General features: G+C 33.5%; 23 protein-coding genes. 16 read left to right on the top strand and 7 right to left on the bottom strand.

Going from position 1 to position 23,116, the window contains the following annotated elements; all coding sequences use genetic code 11:
* Positions 1–78: 78 nt before the first annotated feature.
* The 6 genes from J7574_RS17130 (at position 79) to J7574_RS17105 (ending at position 7,584) form a co-directional block, all read left to right on the top strand.
* Complete coding sequence (locus J7574_RS17130) at positions 79–2,181, top strand: TonB-dependent receptor (protein WP_290971320.1); 2,103 nt, start codon at positions 79–81, stop codon at positions 2,179–2,181.
* A gap of 22 nt (positions 2,182–2,203) precedes the next feature.
* Complete coding sequence (locus tag J7574_RS17125; RefSeq protein ID WP_290971318.1) at positions 2,204–2,755, top strand: hypothetical protein; 552 nt, start codon at positions 2,204–2,206, stop codon at positions 2,753–2,755.
* A 155-nt stretch (positions 2,756–2,910) separates the two neighbouring features.
* The gene (locus J7574_RS17120; RefSeq protein ID WP_290971315.1) at positions 2,911–4,062 is read left to right on the top strand and encodes a 5-(carboxyamino)imidazole ribonucleotide synthase; all 1,152 of its coding nucleotides are present in this window, start codon (positions 2,911–2,913) and stop codon (positions 4,060–4,062) included.
* A 104-nt stretch (positions 4,063–4,166) separates the two neighbouring features.
* The gene (gene purE, locus J7574_RS17115) at positions 4,167–4,652 is read left to right on the top strand and encodes a 5-(carboxyamino)imidazole ribonucleotide mutase (protein WP_290971313.1); all 486 of its coding nucleotides are present in this window, start codon (positions 4,167–4,169) and stop codon (positions 4,650–4,652) included.
* An 89-nt stretch (positions 4,653–4,741) separates the two neighbouring features.
* The gene (locus J7574_RS17110; protein ID WP_290971310.1) at positions 4,742–6,769 is read left to right on the top strand and encodes a M3 family metallopeptidase; all 2,028 of its coding nucleotides are present in this window, start codon (positions 4,742–4,744) and stop codon (positions 6,767–6,769) included.
* A gap of 155 nt (positions 6,770–6,924) precedes the next feature.
* Positions 6,925–7,584, top strand: a complete 660-nt coding sequence (locus J7574_RS17105; protein WP_290971307.1) for an ElyC/SanA/YdcF family protein — start codon at positions 6,925–6,927, stop codon at positions 7,582–7,584.
* A 19-nt stretch (positions 7,585–7,603) separates the two neighbouring features.
* Here J7574_RS17105 and J7574_RS17100 read toward each other — a convergent pair whose 3' ends face one another.
* The 6 genes from J7574_RS17100 to J7574_RS17075 form a co-directional block, all read right to left on the bottom strand.
* The gene (locus J7574_RS17100) at positions 7,604–7,954 is read right to left on the bottom strand and encodes a type II toxin-antitoxin system HicB family antitoxin (RefSeq protein WP_290971305.1); all 351 of its coding nucleotides are present in this window, start codon (positions 7,952–7,954) and stop codon (positions 7,604–7,606) included.
* A gap of 1 nt (position 7,955) precedes the next feature.
* A complete protein-coding gene (locus J7574_RS17095; RefSeq protein ID WP_290971303.1) occupies positions 7,956–8,198 on the bottom strand; it encodes a type II toxin-antitoxin system HicA family toxin in 243 nt (80 codons plus the stop codon).
* A 221-nt stretch (positions 8,199–8,419) separates the two neighbouring features.
* Positions 8,420–9,682, bottom strand: a complete 1,263-nt coding sequence (locus J7574_RS17090) for a sodium:proton antiporter (protein WP_290971300.1) — start codon at positions 9,680–9,682, stop codon at positions 8,420–8,422.
* Between the two features lie 135 nt (positions 9,683–9,817).
* On the bottom strand, positions 9,818–10,555 hold the full coding sequence (locus J7574_RS17085) for a hypothetical protein (RefSeq protein ID WP_290971298.1): 738 nt from the start codon (positions 10,553–10,555) through the stop codon (positions 9,818–9,820).
* Positions 10,556–10,642: 87 nt separating this feature from the next.
* Positions 10,643–11,356: a hypothetical protein gene (locus tag J7574_RS17080; RefSeq protein ID WP_290971295.1), complete on the bottom strand. Its 714-nt coding sequence runs from the start codon at positions 11,354–11,356 to the stop codon at positions 10,643–10,645.
* A gap of 105 nt (positions 11,357–11,461) precedes the next feature.
* Complete coding sequence (locus tag J7574_RS17075; protein ID WP_290971292.1) at positions 11,462–11,683, bottom strand: hypothetical protein; 222 nt, start codon at positions 11,681–11,683, stop codon at positions 11,462–11,464.
* 509 nt (positions 11,684–12,192) lie between these two features.
* On the opposite strand from J7574_RS17075, the gene J7574_RS17070 reads away from it, so the two are divergent.
* From J7574_RS17070 to J7574_RS17055, 4 genes are read left to right on the top strand one after another with little or no spacing between them, the layout of a single operon-like run.
* Positions 12,193–12,696, top strand: coding sequence for a MarR family transcriptional regulator (locus J7574_RS17070; protein ID WP_290971289.1), 504 nt, complete (start codon positions 12,193–12,195; stop codon positions 12,694–12,696).
* 55 nt (positions 12,697–12,751) lie between these two features.
* Complete coding sequence (locus J7574_RS17065; protein WP_290971286.1) at positions 12,752–13,084, top strand: hypothetical protein; 333 nt, start codon at positions 12,752–12,754, stop codon at positions 13,082–13,084.
* A gap of 3 nt (positions 13,085–13,087) precedes the next feature.
* Positions 13,088–13,435 carry a hypothetical protein gene (locus J7574_RS17060; RefSeq protein WP_290971283.1) on the top strand — a complete coding sequence of 116 codons (348 nt, stop codon included), beginning with the start codon at positions 13,088–13,090 and terminating at the stop codon, positions 13,433–13,435.
* An 18-nt stretch (positions 13,436–13,453) separates the two neighbouring features.
* A complete protein-coding gene (locus J7574_RS17055; protein WP_290971280.1) occupies positions 13,454–13,840 on the top strand; it encodes a hypothetical protein in 387 nt (128 codons plus the stop codon).
* 435 nt (positions 13,841–14,275) lie between these two features.
* On the opposite strand, the gene J7574_RS17050 is transcribed toward J7574_RS17055, so the two are convergent.
* Positions 14,276–15,088: a hypothetical protein gene (locus J7574_RS17050; RefSeq protein ID WP_290971277.1), complete on the bottom strand. Its 813-nt coding sequence runs from the start codon at positions 15,086–15,088 to the stop codon at positions 14,276–14,278.
* Positions 15,089–15,281: 193 nt separating this feature from the next.
* On the opposite strand from J7574_RS17050, the gene gcvP reads away from it, so the two are divergent.
* The 6 genes from gcvP to J7574_RS17020 all read left to right on the top strand — a co-directional run bounded on the left by gcvP (position 15,282) and on the right by J7574_RS17020 (position 22,972).
* A complete protein-coding gene (gene gcvP, locus J7574_RS17045; RefSeq protein ID WP_290972306.1) occupies positions 15,282–18,131 on the top strand; it encodes an aminomethyl-transferring glycine dehydrogenase in 2,850 nt (949 codons plus the stop codon).
* A gap of 433 nt (positions 18,132–18,564) precedes the next feature.
* Positions 18,565–19,623, top strand: coding sequence for a 3-oxoacyl-ACP synthase III family protein (locus tag J7574_RS17040; RefSeq protein WP_290971274.1), 1,059 nt, complete (start codon positions 18,565–18,567; stop codon positions 19,621–19,623).
* A gap of 257 nt (positions 19,624–19,880) precedes the next feature.
* A complete protein-coding gene (locus J7574_RS17035) occupies positions 19,881–20,402 on the top strand; it encodes a methyltransferase (protein WP_207294609.1) in 522 nt (173 codons plus the stop codon).
* 129 nt (positions 20,403–20,531) lie between these two features.
* Positions 20,532–21,380: a glycosyltransferase family 2 protein gene (locus J7574_RS17030; RefSeq protein WP_290971270.1), complete on the top strand. Its 849-nt coding sequence runs from the start codon at positions 20,532–20,534 to the stop codon at positions 21,378–21,380.
* Between the two features lie 81 nt (positions 21,381–21,461).
* A complete protein-coding gene (locus tag J7574_RS17025; RefSeq protein WP_012022541.1) occupies positions 21,462–22,208 on the top strand; it encodes an ABC transporter permease in 747 nt (248 codons plus the stop codon).
* Positions 22,208–22,972, top strand: a complete 765-nt coding sequence (locus J7574_RS17020) for an ABC transporter ATP-binding protein (protein WP_008464208.1) — start codon at positions 22,208–22,210, stop codon at positions 22,970–22,972. The genes J7574_RS17025 and J7574_RS17020 overlap by 1 nt, the downstream gene beginning before the upstream one ends.
* Positions 22,973–23,116: the final 144 nt, after the last annotated feature.

Below are 23,116 nucleotides of genomic sequence, written 5' to 3'. Positions count from 1 at the left end.
CTATGTGTTAAAATTAAATTCCAATATCAATCTGCCGAGATAAAATTCTAAACTCGAAAATTGCTTCAAAAAAAATTTATGCTTCAAAAAAAATACGATTTTCTTATTGTTGTGTTTCTGGTTTTTCAAAATTTGATGGCACAAGAAAAAGAAGTCCAAAATATTGATTCGGTTAAAACGCAAAAACTGAATGAAGTTTTAATTAGTTCACTTCATATTAATCGGGATTTGCAGAACAGTCCCGCTTCTATTGGCATTTTATCCGAAAAAGAATTACTTCGAAATAATACTACAGACATTAGCAATGTCATCAATACCATTCCTGGCGTTTTTATGCAATCGTCTAATATTACCACAACCCGAATTTCGATTCGCGGCATTGGCGCACGAACTCCATACGGAACGAATAAAATTAGGGCTTTTTACGGAAGCATTCCACTTACTTCTGGAAACAGCGAAACGGTGATTGATGATATTGACCTTCAAAATATTAATCAAATTGAAGTTATAAAAGGTCCGCTTTCTAGTGTTTATGGCGCTGGCTTGGGCGGCGCAATTTTGATTTCTCCCGAATCTTTAAGAAAAGGCAATTATCAAGCGGAAGTCAGTTCTGTTTTTGGCTCTTACGGATTATTGAAAAACAGAATCAGTTTTGATTTGAATGAAAAAAGTTCATCGCTAAATGTGAGTTATCATAATTTAAAAACTGACGGCTGGCGTGAAAACAGCGCTTACAATCGTGAAGGAATTACGCTTGGCGGAGAATTATTTAGAAAGAAAAACAGCAAACTGACTTATTTTTCCAATTATACTTATTTGAAAGCATACATTCCGAGTTCGATCAATAAGACTACTTTCGAAAATAATCCACAAGCAGGCGCACCAACTTGGGTTGCTTCAAAAGGTTTTAAAGAATACAAATCGACTTTAGGCGGATTGGCTTATGACTTTAAAATCAATGATCATTTGAATAATTCGACTTCGGTCTTTGTTAATTATAAAGACAGCAACGAACCGCGTCCTTTTGATATTTTGCGTCAATATACTTTTGCTTCAGGCGTACGAACGCAATTTTCTGGAGATTTTACAATCGGAAAAATCAACAATCAATTTATTGGTGGCATTGAATATTTCGCAGACCATTATAGTGGCAATACTTTTCAAAATCTGTATCAGCAAAATAATGGAAACGGAAGCCTACAAGGCGATCAGCTTACAGCAACCAATCAGAAAAGGCATTTTTATAATATTTTTTCGCAAATTAGAACCTTGCTTTCTGACCGATTTGAGATTCAGGCAGGTTTAAATTACAACAAAACCAAATTTGAACTTCAGAATGATTTTCCCGCTTCTGCGAATAATCCGACGGAGCATTATAGTTATGATGGCATTTTTTCACCACAGCTTTCCTTTTTGTTCAAACCAAATGAAATCCAGACTTTTTACTTTTCTGCAAGCCGGGGATTTTCTCTTCCCGCAACCGAAGAAACTTTAACTAGCACAGGAAATATCAATCAGAACATAAAACCAGAAACAGGTTACAATTTTGAATTAGGAAGCAAACTTCATCTTTTCAGTAAAAAATTATATGTTGAAATTGCCGTTTATCGAATGGAAATTAAAGATTTATTGGTTGCTAAAAGAATTGGAGACGATCAATATGAAGGCGTAAATACGGGAAAGACTTTCCATGAAGGAATTGAAATTTTGCTAAAACATAATTGGACTATTAATCGAATTTTTAATTTAAACTCTTACGTCGGCACTTCTATTGGAAATTATGAATTCAAAGAATTTGTCGACAACGGAAATGATTATTCAGGAAATAAATTAACAGGAGTTCCTGCCAATACGGCAAGCGCAGGTTTTAATTTCAATACCAATTCAGGATTTTATTTTTCAGCCGATTTTCAGTTCACAGATAAAATTCCGATGAACGATTCAAACGCCAATTTTTCAGATTCTTATTCTTTATTGAATTTAAAAACAGGCTATCAATTTGAAATTTTGTCTGGATTGAAAGCGCATTTCGATGCCGGAATAAATAATGCGACCAATGAAAAATATGCTTCGATGATTTTGACCAATGCGACCGGAATCGGAAATGCACAGCCAAGGTTTTATTATCCTGGTCTACCGATAAATTACTACGGAATGATCTCATTAAATTACTTATTTTAGCATAGTATTTAATTTCAAAATAATGCTTTCTGAACTGCAAAAAAAACTAGATTACGTAAATGCATATAGAGAAAACCGTCTAAAAGCTGCGCAAGATGTTTTAGAAAATCCTTCGCTTTTTAGCGAATTAGTTTCCATCTGTTTTACGCCTTCAGACAAAAACAACCATAAAGCTTGCTGGATTTTAGAATTTGTTTCTTACGAAGAATTACTTTGGCTACAGCCACATCTTGATTTTTTCTTTTCGAATTTGAAGGTTTTAAAAGACGAAAGTTCGCTTCGTCCGATTGCAAAAGTGACACAGCTTTTGGTAAAATCACATTATAAGAAAAGTGAGAACAGCATTAAACTCTCCGAAGAAAATCTTCAAGATTGCATCGAAGCTTCTTTTGATTGGCTAATTAATGACACTAAAGTTGCCACAAAAGCCTATTCTATCAGGACTTTATATATTTTAGGCTGTGATTACGACTGGATTCATCCAGAACTTAAGGTTATACTCGAAAAAGATTTCGCAGATCATTCTCCCGCTTATAAAGCCGTCGCAAAAGAAGTTTTGAAGAAAATAAAATAGGTTTTTGAGTTGCCACTAATTACACTAATTTCCACTAATTATAATTAGCAATAAAAAATTCGAGCAATTCGTGTAATTCGTGGCAAAAAACTAGTGCGTAATGAATTTTGGCTAAAAAAAGATTAAAAAGTATCTTTGCAAAAACACAACACAAAATGAATTATTTTTCTTCTGATTTTAAATTAGGAATACTAGGTGGCGGACAATTAGGTAAAATGCTTTTGTTTGACACCAGAAAATTTGATATACAAACGTACGTTCTAGATCCAAGCGACGAAGCGCCGAGCAAAATTGCCTGCAACAAATTCTTTCAAGGCGATTTAATGGATTATGATACGGTTTACAACTTCGGGAAACAAGTCGATGTTTTAACTTTTGAAATCGAATTGGTAAATCTTGAAGCTTTGACACAATTAGAAAACGAGGGTTTAAAAGTATATCCATCTCCAAAAACCTTAAAAGGAATTCAGAATAAAGGTGTTCAAAAAGACTTTTACGCTCAGAATAATATCCCAACTGCACCTTTTGAAAGATTTGAAAATCTAGAAAATCTAAAATCTAAAATCAGCAATCTAAAATTTCCTTTTGTATGGAAATGCACTGAATTTGGTTATGATGGAAATGGTGTAAAAATAGTTCGCCAAGCTTCCGATTTAGATACGCTTCCAAATGTGGAATGTATTGCAGAAACTATGGTTCCGTTCAAAAACGAGTTGGCGGTAATTGTAGTTAGAAATCCATCAGGAGAAATCAAAACGTATCCGGTTGTAGAAATGGAATTCCATCCAGAAGCCAACCAAGTGGAATACGTAATCTGCCCAGCCAGAATCGATGATAAAGTTGCAGAAAAAGCCAGAACAATTGCTTTAAAAGTTTCTGAAAGCTTCAATCACGTTGGACTTCTAGCGGTTGAAATGTTCCAGACACAAGACGATGAAATTTTGGTAAACGAAGTAGCTCCGCGTCCGCACAACTCGGGACATTATTCTATCGAAGCGAGTTATACTTCACAATTCGAAAATCATTTGCGTGCTATTTTAGATCTTCCGTTAGGAAACACAGACAGTAAGGTTGCCGGAATTATGGTCAATTTAGTAGGTGCCGAAGGTTATTCTGGAAATGTAGTTTATGAAAACATTGAAACCATTTTAGGCTGGAATGGCGTTACACCACATATTTACGGTAAAAAACAAACACGTCCTTTCAGAAAAATGGGGCACGTAACCATCGTGAACGAAAACATGGCCGAAGCAAGAAGAATTGCAGAGGAAGTTAAGAATACAATTAGAGTAATCAGTGGTCAGTAAATTAATGATCAGTCAGTCGCAGTAATCAGTTTAAAACTAAATATTTTTTTAAGTCTCAGTATAACTTGAAACCTGAAACTTAAAACTTGAAACAAAAAAGAAACATGAGCAAAGTAGCTATTATAATGGGAAGCATCTCAGACATGCCAGTTATGCAAGATGCAATCGACATATTAAAACAATTTAATGTTGAAGTTGAAGTAGATATTGTTTCGGCACACAGAACGCCAGAGAAATTATTCGATTTCAGCAAAAATGCACACAATCGCGGCATTTCGGTAATTATTGCCGGAGCAGGTGGTGCAGCACATTTGCCAGGAATGGTGGCTTCAATGTCTCCGCTTCCTGTAATTGGAGTTCCTGTAAAATCAAGCAACTCGATTGATGGTTGGGATTCTGTTTTATCAATTCTGCAAATGCCAGGTGGTGTTCCAGTTGCAACAGTAGCTTTGAACGGAGCAAAAAATGCTGGAATCTTAGCAGCACAAATCATCGGAAGCCATGACAAAAAAGTTTTGGATACGATTATTGCCTATAAAGAAGAATTGAAAGCTGCGGTAAATAAAGCGGCTGAAGGTCTTAATAAATAAATTTAGTATTCAGTGGTCAGTTTTTTAGTGTTCAGTATTGTGCTGAATACTAAAAAACTGACCACTGCTCACTTATAAAAATCTACAACATGAGCGTATTAACACAATATTTCAACACCAAACATAACACCGCACCTTTTTCGCAGATTAAAATCGAAGATTACGTTCCTGCTTTTCAAGAAGGGATTGCTTTGGCCAAAGCCGAAATTGATGCGATTGCAAACAATCCAGAAGCGCCAACTTTTGAAAACACAATTGTGGCAATGGATTATTCTGGAGATATTTTAGATCGCCTTTCTAGTATTTTCTTTAATTTGAATTCGGCTGAAACGAATGACGAAATGCAGAAAATTGCTCAGGAAGTTTCGCCTTGGCTTTCAGAACTTGGAAATGATATTCGCTTAAATGCGGAATTGTTTGCACGAGTAAAAGCAGTTTACGATCAAAAAGAAAGTTTGAACCTCAACCCAGAGCAAACGACTTTATTAGATAAAAAATATAAAAGCTTTTCTAGAAACGGAGCTAATTTGCCAGAAGACAAGAAAAATCAATTAAGAGAAATCGACAAAGAATTATCGACATTAAGTTTGCAATTTGGCGAAAATGTTTTGGCAGAAACCAACAACTTCGAATTGCATTTAACGGATGAAAAAGATCTTTCAGGTTTGCCAGAAGGCACAATCGAGGCCGCTAGATTATTAGCCAAAAACCAAGAAAAAGAAGGATGGATTTTCACTTTAGATCATCCAAGCTATGTTCCGTTCTTGACTTACGCTGATAATCGCGAATTGCGTAAAAAAATGGCGATTGCTTTTGGAGCAAAAGGTTTTCAGAAAAACGAATTCAACAACGAAGAAAATGTTCTGAAAATTGCTAAACTTCGTCATGAAAGAGCCAATTTATTAGGCTATAAAACACATGCTCATTTTGTTCTGGAGGAAAGAATGGCCGAAAGTCCAGAAAAAGTATTTTCTTTCTTGAATGATTTATTGGCAAAAGCAAAACCTGCTGCTCAAAAAGAATTTGCAGAATTAACTACTTTCGCGAAAGAATTAGACGGAATTGAGCAATTGGAAAAATGGGATGGCGCTTATTATTCGGAAAAATTAAAACAACAGCTTTTTAATTTAGATGATGAAAAGCTAAAACCTTATTTCCAATTAGAAAAAGTTCTGGACGGTGCTTTTACAATAGCAAAAAAACTATACGGTTTAACTTTTACGGAAGTTTTTGATATCGATAAATACCATGAAGAAGTAACGACTTACGAAGTAAGAGATGCTAAAAATGATTTAGTTTCGATTTTCTACGCCGATTTCTTCCCAAGAAAAGGAAAAAGAAACGGTGCTTGGATGACTTCATTCAAATCGCAATATGTAAAAGACGGCGTAAACGAAAGACCACATATTTCGAATGTTTGCAACTTTACAAAACCAACCGAAACAAAACCTTCATTATTGACTTTTAATGAAGTGACTACTCTATTCCATGAATTCGGTCACGGATTGCACGGAATGTTAGCCAATACGGTTTACCCAAGTTTGTCTGGAACTTCTGTTTATTGGGATTTTGTAGAATTGCCAAGTCAGATTATGGAAAACTGGTGTTACGAACCGGAAGCTTTGGCTTTATTTGCGAATCATTACGAAACGGGAGAAATTATTCCGATTGAATATGTTCAGAAAATTAAAGAAAGTGCAAGCTTCCAAGAAGGTTTAGCAACCTTGCGCCAATTAAGTTTCGGATTGTTGGATATGGCTTGGCACGGACAAGATCCAACTAATATTACAGATCTTAAAACTTTTGAAACGGAGCAATTTGCTAATACCCAATTGTATCCAGATGTAAAAGAAAATGCGATGAGTACCGCTTTTTCACACATTTTCCAAGGCGGATATTCTTCTGGATATTACAGCTACAAATGGGCTGAAGTTCTAGATGCTGATGCTTTTGAATATTTCCATGAAAATGGGATTTTCAATGAAGAAATCGCTAAAAAATTCAAAGACAATGTTCTTTCAAAAGGAGGAACAGAACATCCAATGACTTTATACAAACGTTTCAGAGGTCAGGAGCCAAAACCTGAAGCTTTGCTGAAGAGAGCGGGGCTTCTTTAATTTTAGATTTCTGATTTTAGATTTTAGATTAAATTTCTTTACCGAATAAATTCAGATTAAACCGAAGCTTTTTCGCTTCGGTTTTTTATTTGATTTTATCTCAAAGTAAATTTGGTTATCTTCGTATTTTAAATCCTAATCTTACAAAATCCATTTTGAAAAAATATTTTAAAATAGCGCTTTATCTTACTATTATTGGATTAATCGCGATTATTTCGGTGAATTACTATGTAAAATCTTCAACCAAAACTAAGATTTATTATTCTGCTAAAAAGTTTCCGAAAAATGATGTCGGAATTATTTTTGGCGCTGGAATTAATGGCAATCAGCCAAGTAAATATTTAAAAGACCGACTTGATGCAGGAATTATGCTTTGGAAAGCAAAACGCATTAATAAAATTTTGCTTTCGGGAGATAATGGTCGCGATGAATATGATGAATTAACGGTAATGAAAAATTACTGTTATAATCATGGCGTTGACACAACCAAAATTTTTATTGATTATGCAGGTTTCGACACGTATTCAACGATGTATCGCGCTAAACATATTTTCAAAATTAAAAGAGCTACATTAATTTCGCAGAAATACCATTTAAACCGTGCGATTTACATCGGAAATCAGTTAGGAGTAAAATCTGTTGGCTATTCGGCAAATCAAGGAGAATATCTCGGTTATAAATATGTTACATTTAGAGAATGCCTCTCTACTTTCAAATCCTTTTTGGATGTTCTACGAAATCGTGAACCTCATTTTCTAGGTGGAGAAATTAATATTAATGGAGAATCTAATTATTCTAAAGAAGATAAAAGATAAAGAATTACGTTTGCATTTTTCAGTTTAAAACCTCTTCATGTTTTAAAACGTATGATATTGCTTCTTTTACAATTTCATTTAAATTCAATCCTTTTTTAACTGCTAAAAGAGCAATTTTTTGATGTAGTTCCTGTGACACTCTTACATTAAAAGATCCTTTATAGATTTTTTCTGGAGCTTTATTCAATACTTTGCATGTTTCTAAATAATCGTCAACAGCGTCTTTAAAAGATTCTTCCAATTCAGTAACAGAAGAACCTTCAAAAGTTACCAAATCATTTATACCTTGAATTTTCCCGAAGAAAATTTTATCATCTGCAGAAAACTCTAATGTTCCAATATATCCGTTATATTCTAAATAGTTTTTCATCTTACAATTCTAAATGTTCAATAATAATATCAAGCTGATATCCTTTCAAAACTTTTTGTGGATGTGGTTCGTGCAGACTTATAATCTGCTTATTCTCATTTACAAATTTTCTTCGTGAACCACCTGTTTTCCCTTGTGAAATCTGATTATAACCAAAATGATTTAGAACTTTTACCATTTCATCCCAAGAAAAATCTTTTGGTCTAGACTTTAACCTTTCAATAAGTTTATCAATTTTACTCATACAAATTTATCATTAATTCTTTATTCTGCAACTAAATATTAGTTACAAATAAATCAAAGATTAAAATTAAGAAAAATCTTTCAAAATAAAAAAGAGTTATAGAAATTAAAAATCAAACATGAATAAACTAAAAACCCTGCAAAAGAACTTGCAGGGTTTTTAGTTATAACTTTAAGATAAAGAATAGAAATCTATTTTCTTTACTCTTTTCTCTATATTCTTTACTCTTTCTCCAAAACTCGTTTAGCCAATTTACCAACAGTCAATCCCTGTACTACGATTGAGAATAAAACCACAATATAAGTTACCTCAAGCAGTAGGTTTTTATATTCTCCTTCGGGCATAGAAAGCACCAATGCGATAGAAACTCCGCCACGAATTCCGCCCCAAACCAAAACCATCAAAGAACCTTTGTTATAAGCCGATTTGATTCCGAAGAACTTAAAGATATCGAAGAATTTCCAAGGTAAGACTATAGAAGTCAATCTTGAGAAAAGTACAATAAAAATTGCTACAAAACCTGTTAGCAATTGTTTGTTCAAATCTGGAAGTAATAATAATTCGAAACCAATAAATAAGAATAAAACCGCATTTAAAATCTCATCAATAAGTTCCCAAAACTTTCCTAAGTAGTCTTTAGTAACTTCGCTCATAGCCACTTTTTTACCATAATTTCCAATAATCAATCCGGCCACTACCATCGCTAGCGGACTAGAAACGTGTAATGCTTGGGCAACTAAAAATCCTCCCGTTACTATAGAAAGTGTTATTAAAACAGAAACTTTATAATCATCAACTTTCTTCATGACTCTTGAAGCAGTAAATCCGAAAACCGCTCCTAATAAAAGTCCGCCGATTCCTTCTTCTATAAACAACAAAGAGATTGAGCCAAAAGTCGCATCAAATGTTGGATCAGTTGCCATTTTTAAAACAACCGCAAACATTACTACTGCAACTCCATCATTAAAAAGAGATTCCCCAACAATTTTGGTTTCTATTCTTTTTGGAACTTTCGCTTCTTTTAAAACCCCTAAAACCACAATAGGATCGGTTGGAGAAATTAAGGTTCCGAAGACTAAACAAAAGATATAAGGTATTTTTATTCCTAAAAGTGGTGCTATATAAAAAAGAAGCATTGAAATAATTAAGGCTGACAGGACTACACTTATCGTGGAATAAATCATAATTGGCACTTTTTGTTCTTTCAAATCTGAGATGTTTACGTGCAGTGCGCCCGCAAACAATAAGAAGTTTAACATTGCTCCCATTAAGATTTCATTGAAATCAAATTGTTTGATTAAATCAAAAAAATGTTTGGTCGTTGCTGGAAAGTAAGAATCTCCCAAAAGGCGAATTCCAACCGAAACCAGCATCGCAATAATCATAATTCCGATCGTCCCTGGAAGTTTCAAAAATCTTAAATTCAAATAGGCGAAGAAAGAAGCCAGCACAATAAGTACCGAAAATGTGTAGTATAATTCCATAAAAGTGATTTTTACAAAAATATCTTTCTCCTTATTTAATCGAAAATTTCAAGGGCTGAATTAACATAACTTTATAATTATTAAAATCCCGAAAAATTGATCTTGAAAATATTTTTTGGATCATGCAAATATTCATCAACTTACCAAAATCGTATTAAGCAATGTTCCAACAGGAATTTTGGTTCCCCAAGGCTGATTGTTAGAATTCCATCCTAACCTAATATCATAAGAAACCGTTCTTGAATTATCACTACTTCCGCTAAAATCAATTAAAAGTCCTTGATTTTCAGATTTGGATATCACAGTATTATTTTGAATATTTTTGGTTGTAAACATTACAAAAATCTTATTCAAAGGACTTACAGAAATTGTGTTTCCATTATATATAGAAAAAGCACAAGTGCCATAATATTGGCTATCATCGCTGCTGTAAACGCAGATACCTGTAGAATAAGAATCAGTAGAATTGTTTTGTATCAACACATTTGGAGAAGCATTATTTGTATCAATTGTAATTTTGCCAAAATTCTCAATTAGCATTCGTTGTTTTAATTCGATTTCATCATTAGAACCTGAAACGTTTTTTTTTACTGTATATCTAGCAGATTGTTTAGATAGTGACGATAGTGGCTGTGGAATGTAGATGACAGCATTATCTGAAATGGGACTTGTGGACAAATAGGCCGAAAGATTAAATTCCCATTGAATCAGTATCGATTTTAAAAAATTCTTACTGATGGTATTCCAGCATAAAGGAGAACATGACAAAGCATTATCAGATTTAGAAGCAATAAAGCAACATAAAGTAAAATTCCCTTGATTTAATATCTCAACGGTTTCTTGCGATAAATTTATAGTTAATGCACTTTTCATTTCCTTTATTTAGTTAAATATCATTTTTTAATAATAAAGAATCGCTCCTCACCAAAAATTGATGAAGAGCAATTCAAATCCCTTAAATTATACAGCGAATTTTTCGCTGATTGATTTTTCTAACTTATTAGTATTCTCAATCAATAACTTTTTTAAGTCAGTAAATGCATTAAAGTTTTTCAACCACGTTGCTCCTCCTGCACTCCATCCTGCGTTTATAGAATAATCAGTTTCTCTAGATGTAACACCTGTTAGGTTAATAAATGCGCCAGCCGACATTGCTTTAGTAATTACAGTTGCAGTTAATACTTGCTCTGTAGAAAAAATCAATGCAATTTTTGTTATTGGAGTGATAACTCTAGCAGAACCAGCTCCTAAGATAGGAAATGCACATAAAATGTTAGATTGTCCATTTACCAATTGGTTAATTCCCACTGTAAACTGCTGCGTGTCGTTGTTAAGAAAAGCTACCGCTCCATCGACTCCATCTGAACTAGAATCTAAATTTCCAGACCCTTGTTCTATAGTGATCAGCTGTCCTAAATCAGTATCGATAGTATTACTTGCTTCAATAACTGTTTTTGGAAGAATTGTCGTAGTCGAATTGTAACCTTGAAATTCTTCTTGCCAAGTAATTACTGTTTTCCCCAGTAATTTTTCAGCCGGAAGATTGAACCAAACTGTAGGAGAACCATCTCCTGAAGCCGCTACAGATTTAAATCCGTATAAAGAATATCCTTGAGATTTTAAAGTCTTTACATCTTCTGGGCTAATGTTGATTGTGGTTTTAAAAGTTGCCATAATTTATGTTTTTGATTTGTTTGCTCCTACTCGTAAGCTTTTCGGTTTCCGCTTTGTATTATTTTCTGAATACAAACAATTTGTTTTTTAGTGCTTCACTAATAATTACAAGACAAATGTTGCCGTATTTCCTGCTTTTGCAGTACAAGTGCGACCTCTCATATTAGAACCGTCATCAAGTCCTACTTGATAATCGTTCCCAATGACAATTAAATTTGCTGGATCAAGATTGGTCACTCTCAAATTTTGAGCTCCAACAGCATCATTACTTCTTGCAGTTGCCACTGGTCTTGTACCTGCTTCATTTTTAATTAATAAATCGATCATAATTTTAGATTTTTACGTTAGACAATAATTATGAGGCTTTCTTATTTCTACTATAAAACCTCAAATTGCGGTTTAGTTTTCTAAGAATTAACAATCAAACAGATAATCTGTATTAAGCAACTGTACTTTTTTGATTATTGAGATAAAAATCTCATTTACATTCTTGAATCAGATTATAATTTCGATGTTAATGCTTTTCTCATTTCCTGATCTGCAGTATCAGTTTTCGAGTTTTCAAATTCAAATCGTTTAAATTAACAAGTCAATGATTTGTATGGTTTAACGATTTGAGTTTTTTAATGTTATGAAAAATAGTTTTGCGAACTATTTTCATTTCAAAATTATATCTTGTTTAAAGCTATTTTTGATAATATGTCATGAAACGGAAATGTTTGGTTATGAAACAGATAAACTATGTTACAAGATACTTTTCATTAATAGAAACAGCTTTTAGCAATAAACTTTCATTTATTTTTGAAAGTTTAAAAACTTTTACTTACATTTGAACTATGGAATTCAAAGAAGCAAAAAATAAATTCGTTCAATCTTGGGGAGCATTAGGTTCTCAATGGGGCATTAATAAAACCATGGCACAGATTCATGCTCTATTAATGGTTTCGAACGAACCTGTTTCTATGGAAGATATAATGGAAGAATTACAAATCTCTCGCGGTAACGCCAGCATGAACCTAAGAGCCTTAATGGATTGGGGAATTGTATACAAAGAATTTAAAGCTGGAGAAAGAAGAGAGTTTTTTACAGCTGAAAAAGATTTGGACGAATTGGCCGTAAAAATTTCGAGAGAAAGAAGTAAAAGAGAAATTAAACCTACTCTTAAAATTTTAAAGGAAGTTTCGACTATAGAAGTAAACAATTCTCCAGAAGAAAAACACTTCGTAGATCAAACCGAAAAATTGTATGATTTCGTTTTAAAAGTAGACAACATGCTTGACAAAATAACAGAAATGAACGAGAACTGGCTGGGTCGTATGGTTATCAAACTGCTTAAATAAAAAATTTTAATCTAAACTTTCAATATTTTCTGAAAGTTCAAAACAATCAATAACTATGAAAGCAATAAAAAAAATCAACACATTTGCTATTGCACTCCCAATTGTTCTTCTTGTATCATCACTTTTACTCGGAGAAGGCGCTATACTATTAGCACTATTATCAACAATGGTTACTGGCTTTATCCAATTTTCAATTGGCGTAAAAATGCTAGTTGATAACCCTAGGAATCGAAGTATGCAAACTTACATGATTGGAGTTGCATTCTTTTTTGGACTTTGGTTTCTCAATAACCTTATTGGCTACAATAATTCCTTAACATATGTTCTATTTCCAATTCCTCTAATACTGGCGATTTATTTATCCATAATAATTTATAAAAAAATCTAATACATGAACCTCAACATCATTGGGTATTTTATTTACCTCGGCATAACAACTCTGATCATTTTGAGAGTTGGAAAAATCTGCTACAAAAATGGAAACGTTTATGTGTCAGAATTAATTCCGAATCATAAAGATATCTGTCAAAAAATAAATCAGGTTTTACTGCTGGCTTACTATCTTTTAAATATTGGCTATTGTGCCATGACTTTAATATCCTGGCAAAAAATAATCTCCGTCACGCAATTAATCGAAACCATTGGATCCAAAACTGCTCTCATCATTTTTATTATATCAGTTTTACATTACCTCAACATTCTGCTTATTACAAAATACATTCAAAAATTAATCAAATAATAACTAAAATTAAATATCATGGAAACTACAAAAATCTTAATCGGTTATAGCATTTATTTACCAGTTGCTTTGTTTTTAACTTATTACGTTTCTAAAACGCTTTTTAAAAATGGAAAAATATTTATGCTCGACATTTTTAAAGGAAGAGAAGATATTGCTCAGGCTACGAATAAACTTTTCGAAACTGGATTTTATCTTTTAAATATTGGTTTTGCTTTAATGATTTTAGAATTACAACTAAGCAAAAACAGTTATCAGCAATTAATCGAAAACTTAAGTTATAAAATTGGCGGATTTTCTATTTATCTTGGTATAATGTTATTCTTCAATTTATATTTCTTTTTTAGAGGAAAAAGAAAAGTTAAAGAAAGTCAACGCGAAGAAAGATTAGTTTTTAAAGCTTAACATTCATAAACAAACCCGACAGGTTTTAGAAACCTGTCGGATTTACTAAGTCAATCAAAAATGGCTACAATAAACCTCATAACAAAAATAAACGCTCCAATAAAAACTAATTTTCTTTTGGAAAGGAATAAAGTTTTGAAAGAAGTTTCAGAAAAAGAATAGAATTGCCTCCAGCTTTAGCTGGAGGGGAAATGGAATAGAATATTTATGGCTTTAGCCGAACTTGTGTTTTGGCTAAAGCCAATTGAAATCACTTTTTTACCTCCAGCTAAAGCTGGAGGCAATTCAAAAAGAACAAACATATCTTTTGAAAATGATATTTTCTCGCTTTCTAATTTGCGTGAGGGATTGAGGCGGTATCCTTTTATGAAGCGATAGCGGAATAAAAGATATAGCCGAAAGCCCGACCCGGAGGGACACGCCCAAAAAAATCATCTAAAGAAAAACCACCATCAGCCACCAAAAAATAGGCACACTTTCTACCCAAAAAGAAGTATAATATTTGGAACGATTGGGATTTGCGAAAGCAATAAACAGCATCAACATTACAACCATAATCAAATTTATTATTGCATCATGATAATTAAATGTAGATATAAAAACTTCTAGAAACCAAAACGGAATCAATAATAGAAATCCCAAAAGTTTGGTTTTCTTCACTCCAATTGTCTGCGGAACGGTCTGTAAATGCGGATCGTCGTTGGCTAAATCTAAAATCTCAAAAACCAAAATCAGCACAAAAACCAAAATAAAACGCTGAATGCATTTAATAAAAAAATCTGTTGTAAGTGGAATTTCGGCATTTATTAAAGGCAACACCAAAGTAGCTCCAACCCAACAAAGTGCTACTATGTATATTTTAACGCCTGCCCAATTTCTGGCATTTTTCCGATTGGGAAAAAAGGGTAATGTGTAAAGCGCGGTTATGGCAAAAATTCCGATGGAAACGATCTGAGTAATTCTTTTGAGATGGAAGAAATAATATCCAACTAAAACGATAGAAACAAAACTTAAAACAGCAATAATTTTTAGCTGCGCTCCTATCCGTTTTTTCTTTACGCGAACTAATGCATCATATTTTACGAAATTATATCCTACAATTGTTCCAAAAAAAACAAAAAGCGCCATTGGCTCATCGTACTGAATATGAAACACATGAAACGTAATTTGAACCAAAGCATAACACGACAAAGCCACGTGAATACTGCTATTTAGGTAAAAATCTAAGATGCGTTTTGATACTATCATACCTCAAATCTAATCATTTATTAACAAATCATATCATTAGTTAGAAATTTGATAAAAAATGAAGTTAAAAATACCTAATAAATTATTAATAATACTTAATTTTGCGCCACAAAAAACAACACATTTACTTTTAAATGTGATTCGTACAGCAAAAGTGCACGAACACATTAATTTAAAAAACTTAGATAGCTACATGAAAACAGATGCTTTTGCTTTAAGACACATTGGTCCAAGAGAAACTGATCTTCAGCACATGCTGAAAACTATTGGAGTTGACTCGATTGAGCAACTTGTTTACGAAACCCTTCCGGACGACATTCGTTTAAAAGCACCTTTGAATTTAGATCCTGCAATGACAGAGTATGAATTTGCAAATCATATTCAGGAATTAGGAAAGAAAAATAAAGTATTCAAATCATATATTGGTTTGGGTTATCATCCAACTATTGTTCCGGCACCAATTCAGAGAAATATCTTCGAAAATCCGGGATGGTATACCGCTTACACACCTTACCAAGCAGAAATTGCTCAAGGTCGTTTAGAAGCTATTTTGAATTTCCAAACTATGGTTATTGAGTTAACTGGAATGGAAATTGCCAATGCATCTTTACTTGACGAAGGTACTGCTGCAGCAGAAGCTATGGCATTATTATTTGATGTTCGTACTCGCGATCAAAAGAAAAACAATACACATAAATTCTTCGTTTCTGAAGAAATTTTACCACAAACTTTATCTGTGCTTCAAACACGTTCAACTCCAATCGGAATTGAATTAGTTGTTGGAAACCATGAAACATTTGATTTTTCAAATGAATTCTTCGGAGCTATTTTACAATACCCAGGAAAATATGGTCAGGTAAACGATTACAGCGCTTTTGTTGCTAAAGCAAAAGAAAACGAAATCAAAGTAGCTTTTGCTGCTGATATTTTATCATTAGCAACTTTAACTTCTCCAGGAGAAATGGGAGCTGCTGTTGTAGTTGGAACTACTCAACGTTTTGGTGTACCAATGGGTTATGGTGGTCCTCACGCTGCTTACTTTACAACTAAAGAAGAATACAAAAGATCTATGCCAGGTCGTATCATCGGAGTTTCGATTGATGTAAATGGAAACCGCGCTTTACGTATGGCTTTAGGAACTCGTGAGCAACACATTAAACGTGAAAAAGCAACTTCTAACATTTGTACGGCTCAGGTTTTATTGGCAGTTATGGCTGGAATGTACGCGGTTTACCACGGACCAGAAGGTTTGAAATATATTGCAAACAAAGTTCACGCATCGGCAGTTACAACTGCTGAGGCTTTAAATAAAATTGGAGTTTCTCAAATTAACTCGGCTTACTTTGATACTATTTTGGTAAAAGCAGATGCTCAAAAAGTAAAAGCAATTGCTGAGAAAAACGAAGTAAACTTCTTCTATGTTGATGCTGATACGATTTCTATTTCGTTTAACGAAACAACTTCAGTTAACGACATCAACCAAATCGTTTCGATTTTTGCTGAAGCTTTAGGAAAAGAAACAGTTTCTGTTTCTGAATTAACTGAGGCAAGTCAATTACCGGCTTCATTAGAAAGAACATCCTCTTTCTTAACTCATGATGTATTCAACAATCATCATTCAGAAAGCCAGTTAATGCGTTACATCAAAAAATTAGAGCGTAAAGATTTATCATTGAATCACTCAATGATTTCATTAGGTTCTTGTACAATGAAATTAAATGCAGCTTCTGAAATGTTGCCTTTATCAATGCCAAACTGGAACAGCATTCACCCATTTGCACCAGTTGAGCAAGCTCAAGGTTACATCACAATGCTTAAAAAATTAGAAGAGCAATTAAATGTAATTACTGGTTTTGCTGGAACAACTTTACAGCCAAACTCTGGAGCACAAGGAGAATATGCTGGTTTAATGGCGATTCGTGCTTACCACATGTCAAGAAACGAAGGTCACCGTAACGTATGTTTGATTCCTTCATCAGCTCACGGAACAAATCCTGCTTCTGCTGCAATGGCTGGAATGAAAATCATTGTTACGAAAACGACTCCAGAAGGAAATATTGACGTAGAAGATTTAAGAGAAAAAGCAATTGAACACAAAGATGATTTATCTTGTTTGATGGTAACTTACCCTTCTACTCACGGTGTTTACGAATCTTCAATTATTGAAATCACAAAATTAATCCACGAAAACGGCGGATTAGTATATATGGATGGTGCAAACATGAACGCGCAAGTTGGATTAACAAATCCTGCTACAATTGGTGCCGACGTTTGTCACTTAAACTTACACAAAACTTTCGCTATCCCTCACGGCGGCGGCGGACCTGGTGTTGGACCAATTTGTGTAAACGAAAAATTAGTTCCGTTTTTACCAACAAACCCAATCTTAAAAGTTGGCGGTGAGCAAGCGATTACAGCTATTTCATCTGCACCTTACGGATCTGCTTTAGTATGTTTAATTTCTTACGGTTACATCACTATGATGGGAGCTGAAGGATTAAAAAGCGCTACTGAGTACGCCATCTTAAATGCAAATTACATGAAAGCACGTTTCGAAGGTCACTACCCAATTCTTTATACTGGAGAATGCGGAAGAGCGGCTCACGAAATGATTTTAGATTGCCGTGCTTTTAAAGAAAACGGAATCGAAGTTGGTGATATCGCTAAACGTTTAATGGATTACGGTTTCCACGCTCCAACGGTTTCTTTCCCAGTAGCAGGAACTTTAATGATCGAGCCTACAGAATCTGAAGATTTAGCAGAATTAGATCGTTTTTGCGATGCACTTATTTCAATTAGAAAAGAAATCGATGCTGCAACAGCTGATGACACAAACAACGTATTAAAAAATGCACCTCATACATTAGCAATGTTAACTAATGATGCTTGGGATTTCCCTTACTCAAGAGAAAAAGCAGCTTATCCATTAGACTACATCGCTGAAAATAAATTCTGGCCATCTGTTCGTCGTGTTGATGATGCTTATGGTGACAGAAATTTAGTTTGCAGCTGTGCTCCTATTGAAGCTTATATGGAAAGCTAAGAAATAGTTTTCTTTACCTATTTCAAACCCGACAGGTCTTCAAAACTTGTCGGGTTTATTTTTGGCCTCAGGTTTCGAGTTAGTGAGCCAACTTGAAACTTGAAACTTGGAACTTGAAACTTGGAACCTGAAACTTGGAACCTGAAACTTTTTTAGACAGAAGAAATCTGATTTAAAGAAACATAACTTTCTGCTAATCTTTTGTGAAATTATTTCAACAAAACAAGGCATTGTTTCAAAAAAACTTCACCCTAAAATCATCCTGCAATCGTTTGAAATCTAGGAAATATTAAAAAATCATTAGAAAAAAAACAATATATCAATCTAAAAATAGTTATTTCACAATTATATGCATGCATACTATTTTTTATGATAGTTATCATAATATTATTTATACATTAGCAATAAATTTATCGGACAATTACGGGCAAAAATGAAAATAAAAATTATTGGTATTGGGAGCTATATCCCTAATTTAGAAGTAAAAAACACAGATTTTGATAAACATGTTTTTTTAAATGAGGACGGAACTCCTTTTGGTTATCCGAATGAAGTTGTAATTAAAAAATTTAAAGGTATCACGGGAATCCAAAACCGTCGTTATGCCGAACCTCAATATAATTCTTCTGATTTAGCATTTTTTGCTGCACAAAAAGCAATTGCAAATGCAGGAATAGACGCCGAAACTTTAGACTACATTATTTTCGCTCATAATTTTGGCGATGTAAAAACAGGCACGCATCAAACCGATGTTTTACCAAGTTTAGCTACAAGAGTTAAAAACAAATTAGGAATCAAAAATCCTAAATGTGTGGCTTACGATATTATTTTTGGGTGTCCTGGCTGGATTGAGGGAGTTCTTCAAGCGAATGCTTTCATCAAGTCTGGAATGGCAAAAAGAGTAATGGTAATTGGATCTGAGACTTTATCAAGAGTAGTAGACGATCACGACCGTGATTCGATGATTTATTCTGATGGAGCTGGTGTTTCAATTTTAGAAGCATCGACTGACGAAGCTGGATTATTATCTTACGAAAGCGCCACTTTTGCTACCGATGAAGCCAATTATCTTTTCTTCGGAAAATCTTATAATCCAGATTTAGATCCAGACATTAAATACATCAAAATGTACGGACGTAAAATTTACGAATTTGCTTTGAGCAATGTTCCGTGTGCTATGAAAAGCTGTTTGGATAAAAGCGGGGTTTCAATTGACGAAGTGAAAAAAATCTTGATTCACCAAGCCAATGAAAAAATGGATGAAGCCATTGTAGAACGTTTCTACAAACTTTATGATAAAACTGCTCCAAAAGACATTATGCCAATGAGTATTCACGATCTTGGAAACAGCAGTGTTGCAACAGTTCCTACCTTATTCGATTTGATCTTACAGGGAAAAATAGAAAAACAAGAAATCAACAAAGGCGATGTTCTTATTTTTGCTTCAGTTGGAGCAGGAATGAACATTAATGCTTTTGTTTATAGATACTAAATAATCTCGCAAAGACTCGAGGTCGCAAAGATTTTAAACCATATAAGTAATATAAAATATTTTAAGTTTTTACCTAATTGAACTTATATTACTTATATGGTTTATTTTTTTGCTCAATACTTTTTGTTTTTGCGAGAAATTCTTTTTAAAACTTAGCACTGTAACTGAATACTAAAAACTGAACACTGATTACTTTTTTAGTATATTTGCGACCTAATTAAAATCAAGAACGAGAAATTAATTCGTTCGCAATGACTATGTACGAAAAAACGTTTCCGAATAAAAGATTCAAACTTACCTTAGAGTTTTTACAAAAGCACGTTAGCACATCTGAAACCATTTTTGATTTTGGAGTTCCAAACCCGTTTTCTAAAATAATGGAAGAAAATGGCTATACCGTAAAAAACACAAAGGGCGAAGATTTAGACAACGATCATACCGCTTTGCAAACAGAAGAATACACTGTTTTTACTGCATTTGAGATTTTCGAACATTTACTTAATCCATACACGATTTTACAAAATGTAAAATGCGATAAATTGTTAATTTCAATTCCGTTGCGTTTATGGTTTTCACCAGCATATCGTTCTAAAACAGATATGTGGGATAGACATTACCATGAATTTGAGGACTGGCAATTGGATTGGCTTTTAGAAAAAACAGGTTGGAAAATAACCGACCGTTTGCAATTTACCCATCCCGTAAAAAAGTTTGGTCTAAGACCTTTATTACGATATTTCACTCCGAGATACTATATTGTTGTTGCTGAAAGAGCCTAACGGCAAATTCCAATAAAAAAATTCCAAATCCCAAATTTGGAAAGCTTATAAAACAAATCCCAAATTCCAATTGAACCCGGTTTGATTGGAATTTGGAATTTTAAAATTGGAATTTTAAATTGAAAATTTATGAAGTATTACATTGTTATACCCGCACACAACGAGCAAGATCTTATTGGTCTTACTTTGCAATCTTTGGTAACTCAAACTGTTTTACCAACAAAAGTTGTGGTTGTAAATGATAATTCGACTGATAAAACAGAAGAAGTTGTATTGGGATTTGCAAAAGAGAATCCGTACATCTCTGTGGTAAATAAAACTTCCGATGCCATACATCTTCCGGGAAGCAAAGTAATTCAGGCTTTTCAGAAAGGTTTTGAAACTTTAGATCAAGATTATGATATTATTTTAAAAATCGACGGCGATTTAATTTTTCCTTCAAACTATTTCGAAACTATCATTAAACATTTCGAATCTGATTCTAGAGTTGGAATGGCTGGCGGATTCTGTTATATTGATAAAAATGGCGAATGGGTTTTAGAAAACCTTACCGACAAAGACCATATTCGTGGCGCTTTAAAAGCATATCGAAAAGAAACGTTTCAGCAAATTGGCGGTTTACGACCTGCAATGGGCTGGGATACAGTAGATGAATTGCTTTGCAAATATTACGATTGGAAAATCGTTACCGACGAATCTTTACATGTAAAACACCTAAAACCAACTGGTGCCAATTACAACAAAACAGCCCGCTATAAACAAGGCGAGGCTTTTTATACTTTAGGATATGGTTTTTGGATTACCGCAATTGCTTCTGCAAAACTGGCTATGATGAAGAAAAAACCATTTCTGTTTTTAGATTACATCCGAGGGTTTTGGAAAGCCAAAAAAGCCAAAACTCCTTTATTAGTTACTCCTGAACAGGCTAAATTTATCAGGAAATATCGTTTTGAAAAAATGAAAAAAAAGTTAATTTGATTCGGAAACATGCCGAAAACTCTTAACTCATAACTCAAAACTCATAACTTATTTTTACCTTAGCCAATATTTGTAAAACTTATGATGCTAATTCGTTATTTATCCCAAATAGGAAAATATTTTTTAATGCTGAAAGAAATTTTCAATAAACAGACCAAATGGCCTGTTATGAAAAATTTAATTTTCAAAGAAATCGACGACTTAATTATTGACTCTCTTGGAATTGTCTGTTTTATATCTTTCTTTATCGGAGGAGTTGTTGCCATTCAAACAGCCTTAAACTTAACTAATCCTTTAATCCCTAAATATTTAATTGGTTTTGCTACACGACAGTCTGTAGTTTTGGAGTTCGCACCTACTTTTATTTCGGTAATTATGGCTGGAAAAATGGGATCATACATTACCTCAAGTATCGGAACAATGCGTGTTACAGAACAGATCGATGCTTTAGAAGTTATGGGAGTTAACTCTGTAAACTATCTTGTTTTCCCAAAAATCATTGCTTTATTGATGTATCCATTTGTAATCGGAATTAGTATGTTTTTAGGAATTTTTGGAGGATGGCTTGCTTGTGCTTACGGAGGATTTTCAACTGGTGCCGATTTTATTATGGGAGCTCAGAAAGATTTCATACCCTTTCATATTACTTATGCCTTTATCAAAACCTTAATATTTGCTATGTTATTGGCAACCATTCCATCTTTTCATGGATATTATATGAAAGGTGGCGCATTAGAAGTTGGTAAAGCAAGTACAACATCGTTTGTATGGACATCTGTAACTATCATCCTTTTAAATTATATATTAACTCAATTATTATTAGGATAATGATAGAAGTAAAAAATATAGAAAAATCATTTGGCGACAGCAAAGTTTTAAAAGGCGTTTCGACGGTATTTGAAACTGGAAAAACCAATTTGATTATCGGACAAAGTGGATCTGGAAAAACAGTTTTGTTAAAAACGCTATTAGGAATTCACACACCAGACTCAGGAACAATTGAATTTGACGGAAGAGTTTATTCTGATCTAGACAAAGATGAAAAGCGTGACTTAAGAACTGAAATCGGAATGGTATTTCAGGGAAGCGCTTTATTTGACTCGATGACTGTTGAAGAAAATGTGGCTTTTCCATTAAAAATGTTTACCAATAACAGCAAAGGACAAATCAAAGAACGTGTTGATTTTGTTTTAGAAAGAGTAAATCTGGTAGACGCTCATAAAAAATTACCTTCTGAAATTTCTGGAGGTATGCAGAAACGTGTGGCGATTGCGCGTGCTATTGTAAACAATCCGAAATATTTGTTTTGTGATGAACCAAACTCAGGTTTGGATCCGAATACTTCGATTTTGATTGATAACTTGATTCAAGAAATTACAAAAGAATACAATATCACTACGGTAATCAATACACACGATATGAACTCTGTAATGGAGATTGGCGAAAATATTGTTTTCTTGAAAAAAGGATTAAAAGCTTGGCAAGGAACTAAAGAAGAAATCTTTAGAACCGATAATGAAGCAATCGTTAAATTCGTGTATTCTTCAAACTTATTCAAGAAAGTTCGTGAAGCCTATTTAAAAGGATTATAGAAGTTTTAAATTTCAATATTAAAAATCCCAAATTCCAATTGTCATAAACTTTGGAATTTGGGATTTTTTTATTGAATATTCATTCCAACTTTGGAATTTGGATTTTTTTATTTTGAGTATTCATCCAGTTTTGGAATTTGGGAT

The organism is Flavobacterium sp. (assembly GCF_017744675.1).
In the GTDB taxonomy this organism is placed as follows: domain Bacteria; phylum Bacteroidota; class Bacteroidia; order Flavobacteriales; family Flavobacteriaceae; genus Flavobacterium.
The sequence above is the reverse complement of the archived record's forward strand: the minus strand, read 5'-3'. Positions and strand labels throughout refer to the sequence as shown.